Annotated in this window: 18 protein-coding genes; 3 read left to right on the plus strand and 15 right to left on the minus strand. The window is 68.5% G+C overall.

Annotated elements, in window-relative coordinates; translation table 11 throughout:
• Positions 1–7: 7 nt before the first annotated feature.
• A complete protein-coding gene (gene orn / locus ACFQZQ_RS02540; protein WP_386811105.1) occupies positions 8–577 on the minus strand; it encodes an oligoribonuclease in 570 nt (189 codons plus the stop codon).
• 62 nt (positions 578–639) lie between these two features.
• On the opposite strand from orn, the gene ACFQZQ_RS02545 reads away from it, so the two are divergent.
• Positions 640–1,116 carry a DUF2721 domain-containing protein gene (locus ACFQZQ_RS02545; RefSeq protein ID WP_386811106.1) on the plus strand — a complete coding sequence of 159 codons (477 nt, stop codon included), beginning with the start codon at positions 640–642 and terminating at the stop codon, positions 1,114–1,116.
• Between the two features lie 114 nt (positions 1,117–1,230).
• Here ACFQZQ_RS02545 and tadA read toward each other — a convergent pair whose 3' ends face one another.
• The 4 genes from tadA to folD all read right to left on the minus strand — a co-directional run bounded on the left by tadA (position 1,231) and on the right by folD (position 6,065).
• Positions 1,231–1,704 carry a tRNA adenosine(34) deaminase TadA gene (gene tadA / locus ACFQZQ_RS02550; RefSeq protein WP_386811107.1) on the minus strand — a complete coding sequence of 158 codons (474 nt, stop codon included), beginning with the start codon at positions 1,702–1,704 and terminating at the stop codon, positions 1,231–1,233.
• Between the two features lie 152 nt (positions 1,705–1,856).
• Positions 1,857–3,440, minus strand: a complete 1,584-nt coding sequence (gene guaA / locus ACFQZQ_RS02555) for a glutamine-hydrolyzing GMP synthase (protein ID WP_386811108.1) — start codon at positions 3,438–3,440, stop codon at positions 1,857–1,859.
• A gap of 114 nt (positions 3,441–3,554) precedes the next feature.
• Complete coding sequence (guaB, locus tag ACFQZQ_RS02560) at positions 3,555–5,012, minus strand: IMP dehydrogenase (protein ID WP_386811109.1); 1,458 nt, start codon at positions 5,010–5,012, stop codon at positions 3,555–3,557.
• A gap of 165 nt (positions 5,013–5,177) precedes the next feature.
• Positions 5,178–6,065, minus strand: coding sequence for a bifunctional methylenetetrahydrofolate dehydrogenase/methenyltetrahydrofolate cyclohydrolase FolD (folD, locus tag ACFQZQ_RS02565; RefSeq protein WP_386811110.1), 888 nt, complete (start codon positions 6,063–6,065; stop codon positions 5,178–5,180).
• Positions 6,066–6,224: 159 nt separating this feature from the next.
• Here folD and ACFQZQ_RS02570 point away from each other — a divergent pair, with 159 nt between their 5' ends.
• Positions 6,225–6,533: a DUF1244 domain-containing protein gene (locus ACFQZQ_RS02570; RefSeq protein WP_386811111.1), complete on the plus strand. Its 309-nt coding sequence runs from the start codon at positions 6,225–6,227 to the stop codon at positions 6,531–6,533.
• Between the two features lie 7 nt (positions 6,534–6,540).
• Positions 6,541–7,314, plus strand: a complete 774-nt coding sequence (locus ACFQZQ_RS02575) for an alpha/beta hydrolase (protein ID WP_386811112.1) — start codon at positions 6,541–6,543, stop codon at positions 7,312–7,314.
• A 13-nt stretch (positions 7,315–7,327) separates the two neighbouring features.
• Here the strand turns inward: ACFQZQ_RS02575 and ACFQZQ_RS02580 are convergent, their stop codons facing one another.
• The 10 genes from ACFQZQ_RS02580 to rlmN all read right to left on the minus strand — a co-directional run bounded on the left by ACFQZQ_RS02580 (position 7,328) and on the right by rlmN (position 17,866).
• Positions 7,328–8,332 (minus strand): DUF2272 domain-containing protein, encoded by a 1,005-nt coding sequence (locus tag ACFQZQ_RS02580; RefSeq protein WP_386811113.1) that lies wholly within the window; start codon positions 8,330–8,332, stop codon positions 7,328–7,330.
• A gap of 37 nt (positions 8,333–8,369) precedes the next feature.
• On the minus strand, positions 8,370–9,503 hold the full coding sequence (gene moeB / locus ACFQZQ_RS02585; RefSeq protein ID WP_386811114.1) for a molybdopterin-synthase adenylyltransferase MoeB: 1,134 nt from the start codon (positions 9,501–9,503) through the stop codon (positions 8,370–8,372).
• A 30-nt stretch (positions 9,504–9,533) separates the two neighbouring features.
• Complete coding sequence (locus tag ACFQZQ_RS02590; RefSeq protein WP_386811115.1) at positions 9,534–10,751, minus strand: molybdopterin molybdotransferase MoeA; 1,218 nt, start codon at positions 10,749–10,751, stop codon at positions 9,534–9,536.
• Positions 10,748–11,341: a molybdenum cofactor guanylyltransferase gene (gene mobA / locus ACFQZQ_RS02595; protein WP_386811116.1), complete on the minus strand. Its 594-nt coding sequence runs from the start codon at positions 11,339–11,341 to the stop codon at positions 10,748–10,750. The genes ACFQZQ_RS02590 and mobA overlap by 4 nt, the downstream gene beginning before the upstream one ends.
• A gap of 119 nt (positions 11,342–11,460) precedes the next feature.
• Entirely contained in the window at positions 11,461–12,861 is a 1,401-nt protein-coding gene (gene der / locus ACFQZQ_RS02600) for a ribosome biogenesis GTPase Der (RefSeq protein WP_386811117.1), read from the minus strand.
• A gap of 120 nt (positions 12,862–12,981) precedes the next feature.
• Complete coding sequence (bamB, locus tag ACFQZQ_RS02605) at positions 12,982–14,181, minus strand: outer membrane protein assembly factor BamB (protein WP_386811118.1); 1,200 nt, start codon at positions 14,179–14,181, stop codon at positions 12,982–12,984.
• On the minus strand, positions 14,181–14,810 hold the full coding sequence (locus ACFQZQ_RS02610; protein ID WP_386811119.1) for a YfgM family protein: 630 nt from the start codon (positions 14,808–14,810) through the stop codon (positions 14,181–14,183). Before ACFQZQ_RS02610 ends, bamB begins: the two co-directional genes overlap by 1 nt.
• A gap of 122 nt (positions 14,811–14,932) precedes the next feature.
• Entirely contained in the window at positions 14,933–15,748 is an 816-nt protein-coding gene (locus tag ACFQZQ_RS02615) for a helix-turn-helix domain-containing protein (RefSeq protein ID WP_386811120.1), read from the minus strand.
• Complete coding sequence (pilW, locus tag ACFQZQ_RS02620; RefSeq protein WP_386811121.1) at positions 15,745–16,530, minus strand: type IV pilus biogenesis/stability protein PilW; 786 nt, start codon at positions 16,528–16,530, stop codon at positions 15,745–15,747. The genes ACFQZQ_RS02615 and pilW overlap by 4 nt, the downstream gene beginning before the upstream one ends.
• Before the next feature lie 67 nt (positions 16,531–16,597).
• A complete protein-coding gene (rlmN, locus tag ACFQZQ_RS02625; RefSeq protein ID WP_386811122.1) occupies positions 16,598–17,866 on the minus strand; it encodes a 23S rRNA (adenine(2503)-C(2))-methyltransferase RlmN in 1,269 nt (422 codons plus the stop codon).
• Positions 17,867–17,869: the final 3 nt, after the last annotated feature.

Here is a 17,869-nt window from a genome sequence, read left to right on the forward strand (position 1 = left end):
GCCGAACTCAGCCGGGCAATCCGCCCAGCTTGCCCATCGCCGCGCGGTAGTGGCGCAACTCGGCGATCGAGTCATGCACGTCGCTGAGCGCGGTGTGCTTGGCTTCCTTGCCGACACCGGCCAGCACCTCGGGCGCCCAGCGCCGCGCGAGTTCCTTGACGGTACTGACGTCCAGGTTGCGGTAGTGGAAGTATTTCTCGAGTTTCGGCATCTGCCGGTACAGGAAGCGCCGGTCCTGGCAGATCGAATTGCCGCAGATCGGCGAGGTGTTGGCAGGCACCCACTGCCCGAGGAACGCCAGCGTGCGTCGCTCGGCCTCCTCCATCGCCACGCCCTGCTCGAGGACGCGTTGCCACAGCCCGGATTTCCGGTGCTGGTTGCGGTTCCAGTCGTCCATCGCTTCCAGGCTGGCGAGCGGATGGGCGATGGCCAGTTCGGGGCCTTCGGCGAGGATCTCGAGGTTGGCGTCGGTGACGACCGTGGCGATCTCGAGGATCGAATCGTTATCCGTATCGAGTCCGGTCATCTCCAGGTCGATCCAGATCAACCGGTGTCCGCTGCCGTTCTTGGCTGTCATAAGTCGCCGTCGTGTCCGTGTCGCGGCATGATAGCCCACGTCTTCCCGGCCACCATCCCAAAATGCTGCAGAGCACCCACTACGCGATCCTGACCGCCATGCTGGCCCCGGCGTTCTTCCTGACGGCAACCGCGTCGCTGCTGATGTCGGCGAACAACCGACTCGCCCGAGTGGTCGACCGGCTGCGCGGGCTGCTGCGCGAACTGGAGGAAGCCGACAACGACGAGCAACAGATCGCCCGCCTCGACCGCCACATCCTGGTGCAGCGTCGCCGCACCGGCCTGGTGCTGCGCGGCAGCCAGTTGCTGTACGGTTCGATCAGCTTCTTCGTCGGCACCAGCCTGACCGTCGCCGCCGATGCGTTGCTGGGCTACCGCTTCGGCGCGCTGCCGACCGCGCTCGCGGTGCTGGGCGTCTTGACGATGTTCGCGGCAAGCCTGTGCCTGTCGCGCGAGTCGGCTCTGGCGGTGTCCGCGCTCAACGAGGAAATGGACCACGCACACGAGCAGGCGCGGATGCGTCGCAAGCCGACGCCGTAGTCCCGGATTCAATACCTCGCAGGACGTAGGGCGGGTTTTAACCCGCCGGCCACCTGGAGCGTCGAAGGGTTGCCGGTGGTAACGCGGCGAGATTGCGGCGGGTTAAAACCCGCCCTACAGCGGGGGTTTTCCGCGCTTGCCCCGGAAGTAGTTGCTGAGGCGCACGCTGGCTTCCTCGCCCAGCACGCCGCCCGTCACCTCGACCCGGTGGTTGTGGCGCGGGTCCGCAAGCAGGTCGAACACGCTGCCCGCCGCGCCGGTCTTGGGGTCGCGGGCGCCGTAGACCACGCGCGCCACGCGCGCGTGCACCATCGCCATCGCGCACATCGCGCATGGCTCCAGGGTCACGTACAGGGTGCAGCCGACCAGGCGGTGGTTGCCCAGCTGCCTGCCCGCCTGGCGCATGGCGACGATCTCGGCATGCGCGGTCGGGTCGTGCTCGGTGATGTTGCGGTTCCAGCCTTCGCCCAGCACCGCGCCGTCCGCCGAAACCAGCACAGCGCCTACCGGGATCTCGTCGTCCTCGCGTTCGGCGCGTTCGGCCAACGCGAGCGCGTGCTGCATCCAGCGCTCGTCGGCTGCTGCCATCGCATCCGGATTCGTCACGCTTGCTCCCAAGCTTTGATCAATGCCATTGCCGCCATCCATGGCGCAACACCTTCATCTTCGGATCGTCCGGCCCGGCCATCCATGGCCGGTCAGCAGGCGGCCTGCGAGCCAGTGGCTCGCAAACAGGCCGCCTACTCCCACTCGATCGTCGCCGGCGGCTTGCCGCTGATGTCGTAGACCACCCGCGAGACGCCACGCAACTCGTTGATGATCCGCGTCGACACGGTGCCGAGGAAGTCGTAAGGCAGGTGCGCCCAGTGCGCGGTCATGAAATCGATGGTCTCGACCGCGCGCAGCGCGATCACCCACTCGTAGGCGCGCGCATCGCCGACCACGCCGACCGACTTGACCGGCAGGAATACCGCGAACGCCTGGCTGGTCTTGTCGTACAGGCCGGCCTTGCGCAGTTCGTCGATGAAGATCTGGTCGGCCATCGCCAGCAGGCGCGCGTACTCGGGCTTGACCTCGCCGAGGATGCGCACGCCCAGGCCGGGGCCCGGGAACGGGTGGCGATAGACCATCTCGCGCGGCAGGCCGAGCTCGACGCCAAGGCGCCGCACTTCGTCCTTGAACAGTTCGCGCAAGGGCTCGACCAGGCCGAGCTTCATGTTCTCCGGCAGGCCACCGACGTTGTGGTGGCTCTTGATCACGTGCGCCTTGCCGGTCTTGCTGCCGGCCGACTCGATCACGTCCGGGTAGATGGTGCCCTGCGCCAGCCACTTGGCGTTGGCGAGCTTCTGCGATTCCTCGTCGAAGATCTCGACAAAAAGATTGCCGATGATCTTGCGCTTGGTTTCCGGGTCGCTGACGCCTTCGAGCGCGGCAAAATACCGGTCGGCGGCGTTGACCCGCACGACCTTGATGCCCATGCCACCCTTCTCGGCCTCGCTGGCGAACATCGCCATGACCTGGTCGCCCTCCTTCCAGCGGAGCAGGCCGGTGTCAACGAACACGCAGGTCAGCTGGTCGCCGATCGCCTTGTGCAGCAGCGCCGCGACCACCGAGGAATCGACGCCGCCGGACAGGCCGAGGATCACCTCGTCGGAGCCGACCTGTTCGCGCACGCGCGCGATCTGGTCCTCGATGATGTGCGCGGCGTCCCACAGCGTCTGGCAGCCGCAGATGTCGACCACGAAGCGGCGCAGCATCGCCTCGCCCGACTTGGTGTGGGTAACCTCGGGGTGGAACTGCACGCCGTACCAGCGGCGCGCCTCGTCGCCCATGGCGATGATCGGCACGTCGGCGGTGCGCGCGGTGACCTTGAAGCCGTCCGGAATCGCGGTCACGCGATCGCCGTGGCTCATCCACACGTCGAGCTTGGGCGGCGAACCGGCGTGGTCCTTGAGACCGTCCAGCAACGCGCTTTCGGCGATGACCTCGACCGCGGCGTAGCCGAATTCGCGGTGGTGGCCCGACTCGACGTTCCCACCCAACTGCATCGCCATCGTCTGCATGCCGTAGCAGATGCCCAGCAGCGGCACGCCGGCATCGAACACGTGCTGCGGCGCACGCGGCGAATCGCCTTCGACCGTGGACTCCGGACCGCCCGACAGGATGAGGCCCTTGGCGCCGTACGCGGCGATCTCGGCCGGGTCGTGGTCCCAGGCCCAGATCTCGCAGTACACGCCGATCTCACGGATGCGGCGGGCGATCAGCTGCGTGTACTGCGCGCCGAAGTCGAGGATCAGGATCTTGTCGCTATGGATGTCGGTCATTGAGGGGCCAAGAGCGGGAACGGGGAACGGAGAAACAAGAAACGGGAAGCCGGCGGCGAACAGCGGACAGCGGCCGGGCCGATGCTTCCCCGTTCCCCGCTCCCCATTCCCGCTTTATCCAGCGCGGTAATTCGGCGGTTCCTTGGTGATCTGCACGTCGTGGACGTGGCTCTCGCGCGCACCGGCGTTGGTGACGCGCACGAAACCGGGCTTCTTGCGCATTTCCTCGATGGTCGCGCAGCCGACGTAACCCATCGTCGCGCGCAGGCCGCCGGCGAGCTGGTGGACCACGCCGCCGAGCGAACCGCGGTACGGCACGCGGCCTTCGATGCCTTCGGGCACCAGCTTGTCGGCATCGCTCGCGTCCTGGAAGTAGCGGTCCTTGGAGCCGAGCTCCATCGCGCCCAGGCTGCCCATGCCGCGATAGCTCTTGTAGCTCCGGCCCTGGAACAGTTCGATCTCGCCCGGCGCTTCCTCGGTGCCGGCGAACAGGCCGCCGACCATCACCGTCGACGCACCGGCGACCAGTGCCTTACCGATATCGCCCGAGTAACGGATGCCGCCATCGGCGATCAGCGGAATGCGGTCCTGCAATGCCTCGGCCACCATCGCCACCGCGGTGATCTGCGGCACGCCGACGCCGGCGACGATGCGCGTGGTGCAGATCGAGCCCGGACCGACGCCGACCTTGACCGCGTCCGCGCCGTGGTCCATCAACGCCAGCGCGGCGTCGCCGGTGACGATGTTGCCGCCAATCACCTGCAACTGCGGGAAGCGGGTCTTGACCCACTTCACGCGGTCGAGCACGCCCTGTGAATGGCCGTGTGCGGTATCGACCACGACCACGTCGACGCCCGCCGCAACCAGTGCCTCGACCCGGGCCTCGGTATCGCCGCCGACGCCGACCGCGGCGCCCACCAGCAGCCGTTCGGCGCTGTCGTAGGCGGCGTTGGGGTTGTCGCGCTTCTTCTGGATGTCCTTGACGGTGATCAGGCCGCGCAGCTCGAAGCCGTCGTTGATCACCAGCACCTTCTCGATGCGGTGCTTGTGCAGCAGCTGGATGACTTCCTCGTCCGAGGCGCCTTCCTGGACCGTGACCAAGCGATCGCGCTTGGTCATGATGTGGCGGACCGGGTCGTCGAGCTTGCTCTCGAAACGCATGTCGCGGCTGGTGACGATGCCGACCAGCTGGCCGCCGTCGACCACCGGCACGCCGGAGATGTTGCGCGCGCGGGTGAGCTTGAGCACCTCGGCGATCGTGGTCTCGGGGCCGACGGTGAACGGCTCGCGGATCACGCCGGCCTCGAACTTCTTGACCGACGCGATCTGCGCGGCCTGCTGCTCGAGCGTCATGTTCTTGTGGATGATGCTGATGCCGCCGAACTGGGCCATCGCGATCGCGAGGCGGGCCTCGCTGACGGTGTCCATCGCGGCCGAGACGATCGGCAGCCGGATCGACAGGTTGCGGGTGAGGCGGGTCGAGAGCGAGACGTCCTTGGGCAGGACGGTGGAATGCGCGGGGACGAGCGATACGTCGTCGAAGGTCAGCGCTTCAGCCTGGATGCGCAGCATGGGCGGGCCCGGGGGAATGAAGCGCGCCATTGTAACCGCTCCCGGGCGGCTCGGCGCTCGTCCGTCCTTGGGACGCGATGTTCTGCGTGTCGCGGGGCTGACCAGCGGCGTTCCGGGCGGATGTTCTCGGCTACTGGGTTCCGGGATGGCGGGTTGAAACCCGCCCTACGCCAGCTCGCTCGCCTCGGCCGCTTCCAGGGTGTTCTGCATCAGGGTGGCGACCGTCATCGGCCCCACCCCGCCCGGCACCGGCGTGATCCAGGAGGCGCGTTCAGCGGCGGCAGCGAAGCCGACGTCGCCGACCAGGCGGCCGTCGTCGAGTCGGTTGATGCCCACGTCGATGACCACCGCGCCGGGCTTGACCCATTCGCCGGGAATCAGGTCGGGGCGCCCGACCGCGACGACCAAGATGTCAGCGCCGCGTACCGAGGCTTCCAGCACCTCCGGCGGGGTGAACTTGTGGCAGCTGGTCACGGTGCAGCCGGCGATCAGCAGCTCCAGCGCCATCGGCCGGCCAACGTGGTTGCTGACGCCGACGATGGTCGCACTGGCGCCACGCACCGGGCGGTCGGTGTAGGCCAGCAGCGTGGTGATCCCGCGCGGCGTGCACGGCCTCAGCCCGAACTGGCGCAACGCGAGGTGGCCGACGTTCTCGGGATGGAAGCCGTCGACGTCCTTGCCCGGGTCGATGCGGTGGATCAGCCCGGTGGCGTCGCGGCGGTCGGGCAATGGCAGTTGCACCAGGATGCCGTGCACCTCGGGATCGGCGTTGAGCCGGTCGATGAGCGCCAGCAACTGCGCATCGGAGGTATCGGCGGGCAGGTCATGGTCGATCGCGCGGATGCCGACCTTCTGCGCTGCGCGACGCTTGTTGCGCACGTAAACGCTGGATGCCGGATCGCTGCCCACCAATACCACCGCCAGGCCCGGCCGCGGCTTGCCAGCCGCCACCCGGGCGTCGACCCGCGCCTTGAGGTTGTCGAGCAGGTCCTCGGCGATGCGCTTGCCGTCCAGGATGCGTGCGTTGGCGGCGGGGGGCGTGGAAGCCGTCATGCGGTCTGCGGGCCTGCGCTAAAGTCGGGGCCGCGCATTATCGCCTATCGAGATCACCTATCGAGACAGCCCATCGAGGTCGGTCGCTGCACGCGCTACCCGGCCAGACTGGGCTTCTTGCCCGACCCCCGCCCCGCTCCACCCGCGAGTCCCGCCGCCATGACCGACACCGATTTCGAAACCACCCAGATCGAGGCGGCCGCGTTCCGCCGCCTGCTGCAGCACCTGATGCACGAGCGCCCCGACGTGCAGAACATCGACCTGATGATCCTCGCCGGCTTCTGCCGCAATTGCCTCTCGGACTGGTACCGCGAAGCGGCCGACGCCCGCGGCATCGCGATGACCCGCGACGAGGCGCGCGAGGCGGTCTACGGCATGCCGTTCGGGCAATGGAAAGCGCAGCACCAGGCTGAGGCGACCCCGGAGCAACTGGCGGCGTTCGAGGCCGCGCGGCGCGACCGGCACTGACGCCGCGATGCTGCTCAAGGCCGCGTTGTCCATCGTCGGCACGGTCGCGCTGGCCTATCTCGCGCTATGTGGCTGGATGTATGCCAAACAGCGCGAGCTGGTGTATTTCCCGCAGTCCACCCGCGTCGAGCCGGAGCGTACCGACTTCGCGCTGCGCCGCGACGGCGTGACGCTCAGGGGCTGGGTCGTCAATCGGGGGCAGCCCGGCGCGATCGTGTACTTCGGCGGCAACGCAGAATCGATAGAGGGGATGCGCGAGGACTTCGCGCGCTGGTTCCCCGAGCACAGCACCTACCTGGTGGCCTACCGCGGCTTCGGCGCCAGCGACGGCTCGCCCACTGAAGCGGCCTTGCTGGCCGATGCGCTGGCCGTGTTCGATGCGGTGCAGGCCCGCCACCCTGGCGCTGGGATCATCGCGATCGGCCGCAGCCTGGGCAGCGGCGTGGCGGGGCACCTCGCCTCGCAACGGCCGGTGGCGAGGCTGGCCTTGATCACGCCCTTCGACAGCCTCGCCGACGTCGCCCAGGCCCACTATCGATGGCTGCCGGTGAGGAGGCTGATGAAGGATCGTTATGACGCAGCCGATTGGCTGGCCGAGTACCGCGGCCCGGTGCTGGTCATCCGCGCGGGCCGCGACGAGGTGATCCCGGCCGCGAACACCAACCGGCTCATTGCGTCGCTGGCCACGCCGCCGCAGGTCATCGAGTTGCCTGCGGCCGGTCACAACACGGTCGGCGACGACCCCCGCTTCGGGGAGGCGCTGCGCGGTTTCGTCGAGTGACGGGAATGCCGCCTCACGGCACGGGCGGCTTCGGACAGCGCGGCACCGGCGGTACGGCGCCAACGACACAGTTCACGCAGCACGCCGGCTGCGCCTGGACTCGCGAGGACAGGATCGGCAGCGGCGGCGCGAGCCCCGCAAGCCCCTGCGCCGGCTTGAGCTTGAGCAGCACCGCCCAGTCCTGGCGACTGAGGTTGCAGGCCGCTGCGGTGTCCGGGCTGCAATCCGGATCCACCTCCGCGCGTCGCGGCAGCGACCAGAAGAGGCCGCCGCGATTGAGCGGCAGTAGCCGCATCGTCACGGCCTGCTGGACGTTGCCTCCGACCAGGTATGCCGTGCCGTCATTGCCCGGATTGGCCGCCACCACGACGTCGCAGTGCATCGGCAGGCCCTGTGGATCGTCGTTGCCAAGCGCCTGCCGCAGGCCTTCGTAGCCCAGAACCCGCTCAGGCATGCGCACGTAGCACAGCAAGTCGCCGGTCGCGGGCCGGGTGGTGGCGGGATCGAGATACACGAAAGCGCTCTCGTCCGGGCGCAGGTAGGCGTCGCGCACGTAGTCGACGTGGCTGGCCGAACCGCGGAATCCCGGCAGCGCCGCGCGGCGCATGACCCAACTGATGAATGCCGCCGACCACGCTTGGTCGAGCACGAAGCTGCGGCACTGGGTCGCGGCATAGTGGTCGGACCCGGCGTATCCGCATTCCGGGGCACCGGCAACCCCGGCCATCTGCGGCAGCAGGCCGCTGTCGCGCCAATAGCTGGCGACCCGCTGCCACGCCAGCGTGCCACCGTCATCGAGTCGGCTGGCCTCGGCCTCGGACACCGAGGTGCTGGCGAGGCGGCCGGCCGTGTCGATGAACGGCCGGTACCAGAGCAGGTGCTCGCTGCAGGCCACCGCGGCGATCCGGGTCGCCGCATCGGGCGCCGCCTGCTGGCTGCGCAGCAGCGGGCATACGTCCGCGCCCACGGCGTTGGTGGCGGCGGCAAGGCACAACAGGCCAATCACGAATCGCAGCATCGGTCCTCCCCTCGCCGACCGATGCACTGGGGGCGACTCAACGGGCGGCGCAGAAGGCCGCGTAGTCGCTATATCCGGGAAACGGCGTGAGCGGCGTGCAAAGAGCGCAGTCCGGGTCCGCACCCAGGCGGGTTTCGCGGAACCGCATCGCCAGCGCGTCGAAGTGCAGCAGGCGACCAGCCAAAGGGTCACCGATGCCGAGGATCAGCTTGATCGCTTCGGTGGCCTGCAGCAGGCCGATCACGCCGGGCAGCACGCCCAGCACGCCGGCCTCGGCGCAGTTGGGCGCGGCCTCCGGCGGCGGTGGCTGCGGGAACAGGCAGCGGTAACACGGCGCCACGCCACGGCGGCGGCCGGCGTCGAACACGCTGACCTGGCCTTCGAAGCGATGCACCGCGCCATAGACCAGCGGCTTGCCGAGCTTCACGCAGGCATCGTTGAGCAGGTAGCGCGCGGGGAAATTGTCGGCCCCGTCGACGACGACGTCGGCGCCCTCGATCAGGCGCTCGACGTTGGCGGCGCTGATGCGTTCGCCGAACGCCTCGACGACCACCCGCGGGTTCAGCGCCGACAGCGCGATGCGCGCCGACTCGACCTTGGGCATGCCAATGCGCGCCTCGGTGTGCAGGATCTGCCGCTGCAGGTTGCTGCGATCGACCACGTCGTCGTCGGCCAAAACCAAGGTGCCGACCCCGGCGGCGGCGAGGTAGTACGCCGCCGGTGAACCCAACCCACCAGCGCCCACCATCGCCACGCGCGCGGCCTGCAGCTTGCGCTGCCCCGCTTCGCCCACTTCGGGCAGCCGCAGGTGGCGCGAGTAGCGCTCGTGGAAATCCAGGTCGACCTCGCCGCCGGGCCGCGAGGTCGGCAGGCCTTCGGCGATCCAGCGCGCCGTGCCGCCGTCGACCGAGGCCAACCGGCGATAGCCGGCCGCGTGCAGCGCTTGCGCGGCCTTGAGCGAACGGCCGCCGCGCTCGCAGATCAGCACTACCTCGGCCTCGATGCGCGGCAGTGCCGTCTGCGGATCGGCGACCAGTTCGCTGCTGGCGATGGCGAGCGCGCCGGTCGCGAAACCGCTGACGCGTTCGTGCGAGTCGCGCACGTCGACCAGCACCGCGCCGGAGCGCTGGCGCTGCAGTGCCTCGGCGGGGGAAATCTGTTCGATGCTCATGGCGGCATTATCGCCCCTTCGCCCGCCGCCTCAGGCGTAGGCGATGACGTCGACGACGTCGCCCACCGCCAGCCGTTGCGGCCCTTCCGGCACCACGATCAAGGCGTTGGATTCGGCTGCGGCGCGCAAGCGATGCGAACCGGTGGCGGGATTCGGGACGACGTGCAGCGCGCCGTCGTCGCCGCTGTCCAGCCGTGCGCGCAGGAACTCGCGGCGCGGATGCGGCTTGTCGACCGGTGCCGCCAGTCGCGCGCGCCAGGCCGGCCGGGGTTCGCTGCGGCCCTGCAAGCCGTCGATCAGCGCCCGGCCGACGGTCAGGTAGGTGGCCAGCACCGAGACCGGATTGCCCGGCAGGCCGAGGAAACGCGCCTGGTCGAGACTGCCGAACAGCAGCGGCATGCCCGGCTTCATGCGCACCTTCCAGAAATGTATTTGGCCGAACCGCGCGATCACGGCCGGGATGTGGTCCTTCTCGCCCGCCGACACCGCGCCGCAGGTGATCACCAGGTCGAACGCGCAGCCTGCATCGCGCAGCGCGATCTCCACCTGTTTCGGGTCGTCCGGCAGGCGCGGCCACGCGGTGGGTTCGAGGCCATCCGCCCGTAACAGGCCCAACAGCAGGTCGCGGTTGCTGTCGTAGATCTGCCCGGGCGCCAACGGCAGGCCGGCGTCGACCAGTTCGTCGCCGGTGGTGAACACCGCGACCGTCGGCCGACGCGCGACCTCCAGCGACGGCAGGCCCAGCGAGGCGGCCAGTGACACCCGCGCCGGCGTCAACACCTGCCCTGCGCTCAGCACCTGGTCGCCAGCGCGGACATCCTCGCCGGCGCGACGCACATTCGCGCCTCGCGGGGTATTGCCGGGTGCGATGACGGTGTCGCCGTCCGTCTGGGCGTTTTCCTTGATCACCACCGTGTCTGCGCCTGTTGGCAGCGGCGCGCCGGTGGTGATGCGCAGGCACTCGCCGCTGGCGAGGGAAAACCCGAGTGCCGGGCCTGCGAACTGCTCGCCGACGAGCCGCAGGGAGGTCGCCTCGGCGCGCAGGTCCGCATGCCGCAACGCGAAGCCATCCATCGCGCTGTTGTCGAACGGCGGCAGCGACAGCGACGCATGCACGTCACGCGCTAACACGCGCCCGTGCGTACGCGGCACGGCCAGCGATTCGGTTTCGAGCCGGTGTGCTGCGGTGACCTCGCGAACGATCGCCAGGGCATCGTCGAGCAACAGGTTGGCCGGAAACTCGTTCATGGCGCGGGCACGACGCCGGCAGCAGCCAGGTCTTCGGGAGTATTGAGATTGCCGAAGCGTACGCCGTCGAAGCGGACGCAAGCCATGCCGAGCTCGGCTTGCAGCGCATGCACCGCCGCGCGGTCCGCGGCGATCGCCGCGTCGGCGGCCTCGCGCAAGCTCGCCACGCGCCACAACGCCACCAGCGGCTGCGGGCCGTCATCGTCGTGGGCGTAGGCGCCGTTGGCCGACGAGCCGGCGATCAGCGAGGGCAACAGGCAGTCGTTGACGCCGACCAGGTCGACCGGGATCGTCAGCAACCACGGTGTGCGGCATACGGCCGCCAGAGCGTCGAGTCCTGCAAGTGGCCCGAGGTCGCTGGAGCGTCGATCGGCTACGACTTCCAACCCCGCTCCCACGTACCGCGATGATTCGCGATTGGCGCTTATCAGAGTAGCGGCGGTCTCCGGCGCAAAGCGGCGCTGCCAGCGCAGCACTTGTGGCTCCCCGCCGCATTGCAGCCAGGCCTTGTCGAGACCGCCCAGACGAGTGGCGCGGCCACCGGCGAGGATGCCGAGGGTGATGCTCGAGAGCGTTGGGATAGGTGTCACGTCGGCACGCGCCTCTTGGCTCGTCATTCCCGCGAGGGCGCAAGCAAAGTCGCTGGATACCCGCCTTCGCGGGCATGACGCATTGGCAAAGCCGCTTGCATTACACGCGGGCTAACGCGTCACTTGCCGCGCTTGACGTGCCGGATCAGGCGGCGCTTCTTCGCGACCTGCTTGTCGGTCAGCACGTTCTTCTTGCCTTCGTACGGGTTCACGCCTTCCTTGAAGAAGAACCGGATCGGCGTGCCGACCAGTTTGAAGCGCTTGCGGAAGAAATTCTCGAGGTAGCGCTTGTAGCTCTCGCTCAGGGTGCGCAGGCGGTTGCCATGGACCACGAACGTCGGCGGGTTGGTGCCGCTGGGATGGGCGAAGCGCAGCTTGGCGACGTGGCCACGCACCACCGGCGGCGGGTTGGTCTCGTAGGCGATCTCGAGTGCCTTGGTGACCTCGCTGGTGCCGATCTCGATCGTGGCCGAGGCATGCGCGCGATGCACCGCCTTAAACAACTCGCCCAGGCCCGAACCGAACTTGGCACTGATGCGCACGCGTTCGGCCCAGTCGACGAAGCTGAGCTTGCGTTCCAGCAACGACTCGGCCTGCTGGCGCTGGTAATCCGTCTGGCCATCCCACTTGTTGAGCGCGACAACGAGGGCGCGCCCGGCATCCAGCGCATAGCCGAGCACGCTGGAATCCTGGTCGGTCACGCCTTCGCCGGCATCAAGCATGACCACGACGACCTGGCAGTGCTCGATCGCCTGCAGGGTCTTGATGATCGAAAACTTCTCGACCGCCTCCTCGACCTTGGACTTGCGGCGCACGCCGGCGGTGTCGATCAGCCGGTACAGCTGGCCGTCGCGCTCCATGTCGATCGCGACCGAGTCGCGGGTGGTGCCGGGCACTTCCGAGGCAATCATCCGCTCCTCGCCCAGCAATCGGTTGACCAGGGTCGACTTGCCGACGTTCGGCCGGCCGATGAAGGCCACGCGGATCCGCGACGGGTCGCTGTCGAGCTGCGCCGAGCTGCCCTCTTCCGGCAACCGGGCGACCACGTCCTCGAGCAGGGTGTCGATGCCCTGGCGATGCGCCGAGGACACCGCGAGCACGTCCTTGATGCCGTAGCGCGCGAAATCGTTGATCGCCGCCTGCGCGTCGATGCCGTCGGTCTTGTTGATGACCAGCATGGTCGGCCTCGCGGTCTTGCGCAGCCAGGCCAGGATGTCGTCGTCCATGGTCGACGCCCCTTCGCGGCCGTCGACGATGAACAGCACCAGGTCGGCCTCCTCGGCCGCGGCGCGGGCCTGGCGCGCGGTCGCGCCGGCCAGGCCCTCGTCTTCGCCGGCGATGCCGCCGGTGTCGACGACCGCGAAGTGGCGCATGCCCTCGGGCCGGCAGACGCCGTAGTGGCGGTCGCGCGTCACGCCGGGCTGGTCATGGACCAAGGCGTCGCGACTGCGCGTCAGCGCGTTGAACAGCGTGGATTTTCCGACGTTGGGACGACCAACGAGCGCGACGAGCGGAAGCATGTTGTGATCCAAATAAATGCGGGAATGAAAAACGGGAACAGGGAACCGGGAATCGAGGAGCAACGCGGAAACGCCGATCGCTCCATTCCCTGTTCCCTGTTCCCCGCTCCCGCCTTTGGACTATTGCCCGAGGCGGAACGCGCTCAACTCGCCTTCGACGTTCTGGACCACCAGCACGCCGTCGGCGACCACCGGTGCGGCGCGCAGCGCCTTGCCACCCACGCGCGAGCGCGCGGCGAGTTCGCCGTTGTCGAGCTTGAGCCAGTGCAGGTAGCCGTCGAAATCGCCGACCACCGCGTAGTCGCCCTGCACCGCCGCGGCGGTGAGCTGGCGGCGCGCAAGCGCGGGCTGCTGCCACAACGCGGTGCCGCCGGCCTTGTCGAGGCCGAACACGGCGCCGGCCGCATCCGAAACGACCAGGCGGTCGCTGCCCACGCCGACCCGCCCGGCACCGCCGTGATCGCTGACCCAAGCCGGACGGCCGCTGGGCGCGTCGATGGCGACGGTCTGGTTCTTGAAGCTGCTGGCGTAAAGCATGGTGCCGTCGAGCACGGGCGTGCCGTCGACGTCGGCCATGCGGTCCAGCTCGGTGCGGCCTTCGGCCTGGCCCACGGTCTGGTCCCACAACGGACGGCCGTCGGTCGCGCCCAGCGCGCTGACGGTGCCGTCGTCGTTGCCGACGAAGATGAAGCCCGGACCGAGCACCGGCGCGTCGTTGCCACGCACCGACAAGGTCGGCACGTCGCGCGTCCAGAACCAGCGGCGCTCGCCGCTGGCGGCGTCGAACGCGCTGACACGGCCGTCGTTGGAACGCACGAACACCATGCCCATGCCGATCGCCGGGGCGGCGATGACTTCGTTGTTGACCTTGGCCTTCCATTTCTCGGCACCGCTGGCCGCGTCGAGCGCGATCACGTCACCGTCGAGCGAGCCAATCGCGACCAGTCCCTCGCCCACGCCGGGGCCGCCGGACAGGCGCAACTCGCTTGCGTAGTGCCATGCAGCCTTGCCGGACTGCAGGTCGAACGCGCGCACGCCGCCTTCGACCGCCGCCGCATAGACGCGGCCGTCAGCCACGACCGGACCCTGGCGTGCGCCCAACCGGCCTTCGCCCTTGCCGGCATTGGCCGACCACAGCTTGGAGACGGCGACCGACGGGGTGATGTCGGTCAGCTTGGCCGGTTCGTTGGGCTTGCCGTCGTCCTTCTTGCCATCGAACCAGCCGCGCATCGTGGAGCAGCCGCCCAGCGCGAGTGCGCACAGCAGCACGGTCGAGGTACGCAGCAACAGCGGGGTCGCGGAGTTCTTCAGTGCATTCATCAAGACTGGGCCTCGGGCTTGGTGGGCGTGCCGCCCACCTCGGTGAGCTTGAGTTCGAGCAGGCGACGGTGCGGCGATGCGACGTCGAGCTTGGTCAGCGCCTGCTGGTAGGTCCTGCGCGCTTCCTCGCGCTGGCCGAGCGCGAACTGGGCGTCGCCGCGGACTTCCAGCGCGGACGAAGTATTGGCGGCGGCCACCAGCTTCAGCGCGGCATCAGCCTGCTTGGCGTCGATCAGCAGGCGCGCCAGGCGCTCGTTGACGATCGCGGCGATCGCCGGCTCGGCCGGCTTGAGCGCGCGCAAGGTCGCAATCGCGGCATCGCGCTGGTTCAGGGCGACCTGCGCCTTGGCCAACTCGAGCGACGCCAGCGTGCGGTACAGCCCGGCCTGGAGCGACTTGACCTTGCTCGCGGCTTGCGCGTCCCCGGCGGCGATCGCGTCCAGCGCCTGCTGGTAGTGCGCCGCCGCCGCGGATTGCTGGTTGACCTGGTGCTGTTGCCACCATTTCCAGCCGCCGATCGCGGCCAGCCCCAGGACAATGCCCCCGATCAGGCCGGCGCCGTTGCGCCGCAGCCATTCGAGGACCTGTTCGCTTTGCTCGTGTTCGTCGAGGGGATCGTCTAACGCCATGGATTGGCCACCATAGAAAAGAAGCTGCAAAAACGATACCGCCCCGCCGGTCGGCAGGGCTGGAGAATTCGGGCCTGGTCCACGATGCGGACCAGCGGGGTTGCGCAGACCCGCGACGCGGGTCAGTCGAGGACCGGCGCGAGCGAGCCGTCAGAGGATAGCGTAAAGCGCGCCACGTTCGCGCGGCTGAACGGCGCCAGGTCGACGGGCTTGCCAGCCTGCAGGACCTGCACGGCGGTGGCATTGCCCAACACCAGCCGCGCCACTTCGCCGGCGGCGTAGCTGCGGGTTTGGCCGGCAGCGAGCACACCCTGTTCGATCGCTCGACCATCGGCGGCGAAAACCTGTACCCAGCTGTCGCCGGTGAACTTCAACCGCAGTGCCGGTTGTGCGATGTCCTGCGCTGGCAGCGACGCCATCGACGCGATCAGCGGCGTGCGCTGCGCACTGGCCGAGGCCTGCACGGCGTCGGAAGCGGGTTCGGTGACCGTGGTTGCGGGCATCTCCAGCGATTGCACCGCAAGCTCGTTGTTGGCCAGGTGCGGGCGCATGCCCATCCACACCGGCACCGCAATGGCGGCGGTGATCGCGATATAGATGGCGCGGCGTGCAGCCTGCTCGGCGATTCGCCGGTAGCGCGGCGTGTGGGTATGGCTGACCAGGGCCGAAGGTGTGACCGACGCGACGGCGGCCTGCGCGAGCCGCGATTCGATGTCGACTCCGAGCAGGCGCGCATAGCTGCGCAGCTGCCCGCGGACGAATACCGCCGCGCCCAGCGTGGTCCAATCCTCGGATTCCAACGACTGCACCACCCGTACCGGCATCTTCAGTCGCGCCGAGACGTCCTCGAGCGAGAGCCCGGCAGCTTCCCGGCCCTGCTGGAGGAGCAGGCCACAACCAGCGCCGTCGCCGGGCGCGATCTGGTTCGACTGCATCATGGTTTGCCACCTTCCCCTGTTTCGAAGCCCCGCGTGTCCGGGAACTCCGCCCTTATTCGCTGAACGTATCTCGCCGCTGCAGCGTTGTCGCCGAGTTGTTGTTCGATTTGTGACGCAAGCTGCAACGTCTGCGGATCTGCCGGCGCCACGGCGAGCCGACGCTCGGAGAACGCCCGCGCCTGGAAGGCTCGCCCGGCCTTGAACTCCAGCTCCGCCAAGGCCCCGAGGGCAACCGGGCTGTCGGGATCCAGCATGACCGCGCGGCGCAGGTCGCGCTCGGCTCGCGCGTTCTGGCCGACCTGCATGGCGCAGGCGCCGGCATTGGCCAGCGCGGCACCCGGGGTGGCATAGCCGGGTGCGGCCAGCGCCTGCTCGAACCAGGCGAGCGATTCGGCGGCACGGCCGTTGCTGCACAGCCAGGTGCCGTAATTGTTGAGGGTCCCGCCGCGCTCGGGCGCCAGCTCGGCGGCGCGGCGGTAGTGGTCACCGGCATCCGCGGGCTTGCCCACACGATCCAACGCCAAGGCCATGACGGTGTGGGCGTCGGCGGAGCGCGGGTCGAGTTTCAACCCCTGCTTGGCCGCGGATTGGGCACCCGCCAGATCGCCGGCCGCGAGCCGCTGCTGCGCGAGCTGCACGTGCGCGAGCGCGTTGCCCCCGCGCTTGCGCTTCAGGTTGATCTCCGGCGCGGTGCTTTCGAAGCCCTTGCGCGACGTATCTGGCCGGATGAAGTCGAGGCGGCTGCAGCCGCTGGCCATCAGCAGCCCGGCCAATACCGCCATCGCGACCAGCCAACCCAGGCACCCGGAGCGAACCCAATGCTCGCCGGCGCCCTCGCTGGCGGGCCGATCACGCAGCATCGTCGATTCCTTGGGACTGCAGTGTCTTGCGGAAATCCGCCTGGCGCCGGGTGCGGTCCATCACCTGCCCCTTAAGCTGACCACAGGCGGCATCGATGTCGTCGCCCCGAGTGCGTCGGACCATGGTCAGCACGTGCGAATCCAGCAACAGCTTCTGGAATGCGCGGATGTCTTCCTCGGTCGAGCGCTCGAAGCGCGTGCCAGGGAACGGGTTGAACGGGATCAGGTTGACCTTGCCCGCGTCCTTCATCTGCACCGCGTTATCGAACTGGCGCATCAGCCGTGCCAACTGGCGCGCATGCACCGGCTGGTCGTTGACGCCCTTCATCAGGGTGTACTCGAAGGTGATCGACGAACGCGGCTTGCGCTGCACGTAACGTTGGCAGGCGGCCATCAGTTCGGCGATCGGGTATTTCTTGTTGAGCGGCACCAGTTCGGTGCGCAGCTCGTCGCTGGCTGCGTGCAGGGACACCGCGAGCGAGACGTCGCTCTCTTCACCCAGCCGATCGATCATCGGCACCATGCCGGCCGTCGACAGAGTCACGCGCTTGTTGGCCAAGCCGTAGCCCAAGTCGTCGCGCATGATGCTCATCGCGCGCACGACGTTGTCGAAGTTCATCAGCGGCTCGCCCATGCCCATCATCACCACGTTGGTCAGCTTGCGCTGCTGGTGCGGGACGTTGCCGAGGTGTCGCGCCGCGACCCAGACCTGGCCGATGATCTCGGCGGTCGACAGGTTGCGGTTGAAGCCTTGCGTGGCGGTCGAGCAGAACTGGCAATTGAGCGCGCAACCGACCTGCGACGACACGCAAAGCGTGCCGCGGCCCTTGTCGGGGATGAACACCGCCTCGATGGCGTTCTTCGGATCCATGCCGAGCAGCCACTTGTGGGTGCCGTCGCTGGACGCCTTGTCGAAAATGACCATCGGTGCGCGGACTTCCGCGTGCAGCTCGAGCTTGGCGCGCAGCACCTTGCCCAGGTCGGTCATGTCGTTGAAATCGGTGACGTAGCGGTGGTGGATCCACTTCATCACCTGATGCGCGCGGAAACGCTTCTCGCCGAGCTTCTCCTCGAAGAAGTTCTCGAGCGAAACGCGATCGAGGTCGAACAAGTTCGTCTTGTCCGACCCCGACGCGGTCTTGCCTGCTGCCTGGAAAGCCAGTTGGTTCGACACGCGCACGGCCGCCTGCGTCGCCTCGTCGGCGAAGCTGCCGTCAAGAACAGCGATATCGATCGTGTTGTCGCGTGTCGTGGTCATGGC

Source organism: Lysobacter koreensis (genome assembly GCF_042677045.1).
In the GTDB taxonomy this organism is placed as follows: domain Bacteria; phylum Pseudomonadota; class Gammaproteobacteria; order Xanthomonadales; family Xanthomonadaceae; genus Lysobacter_K; species Lysobacter_K koreensis.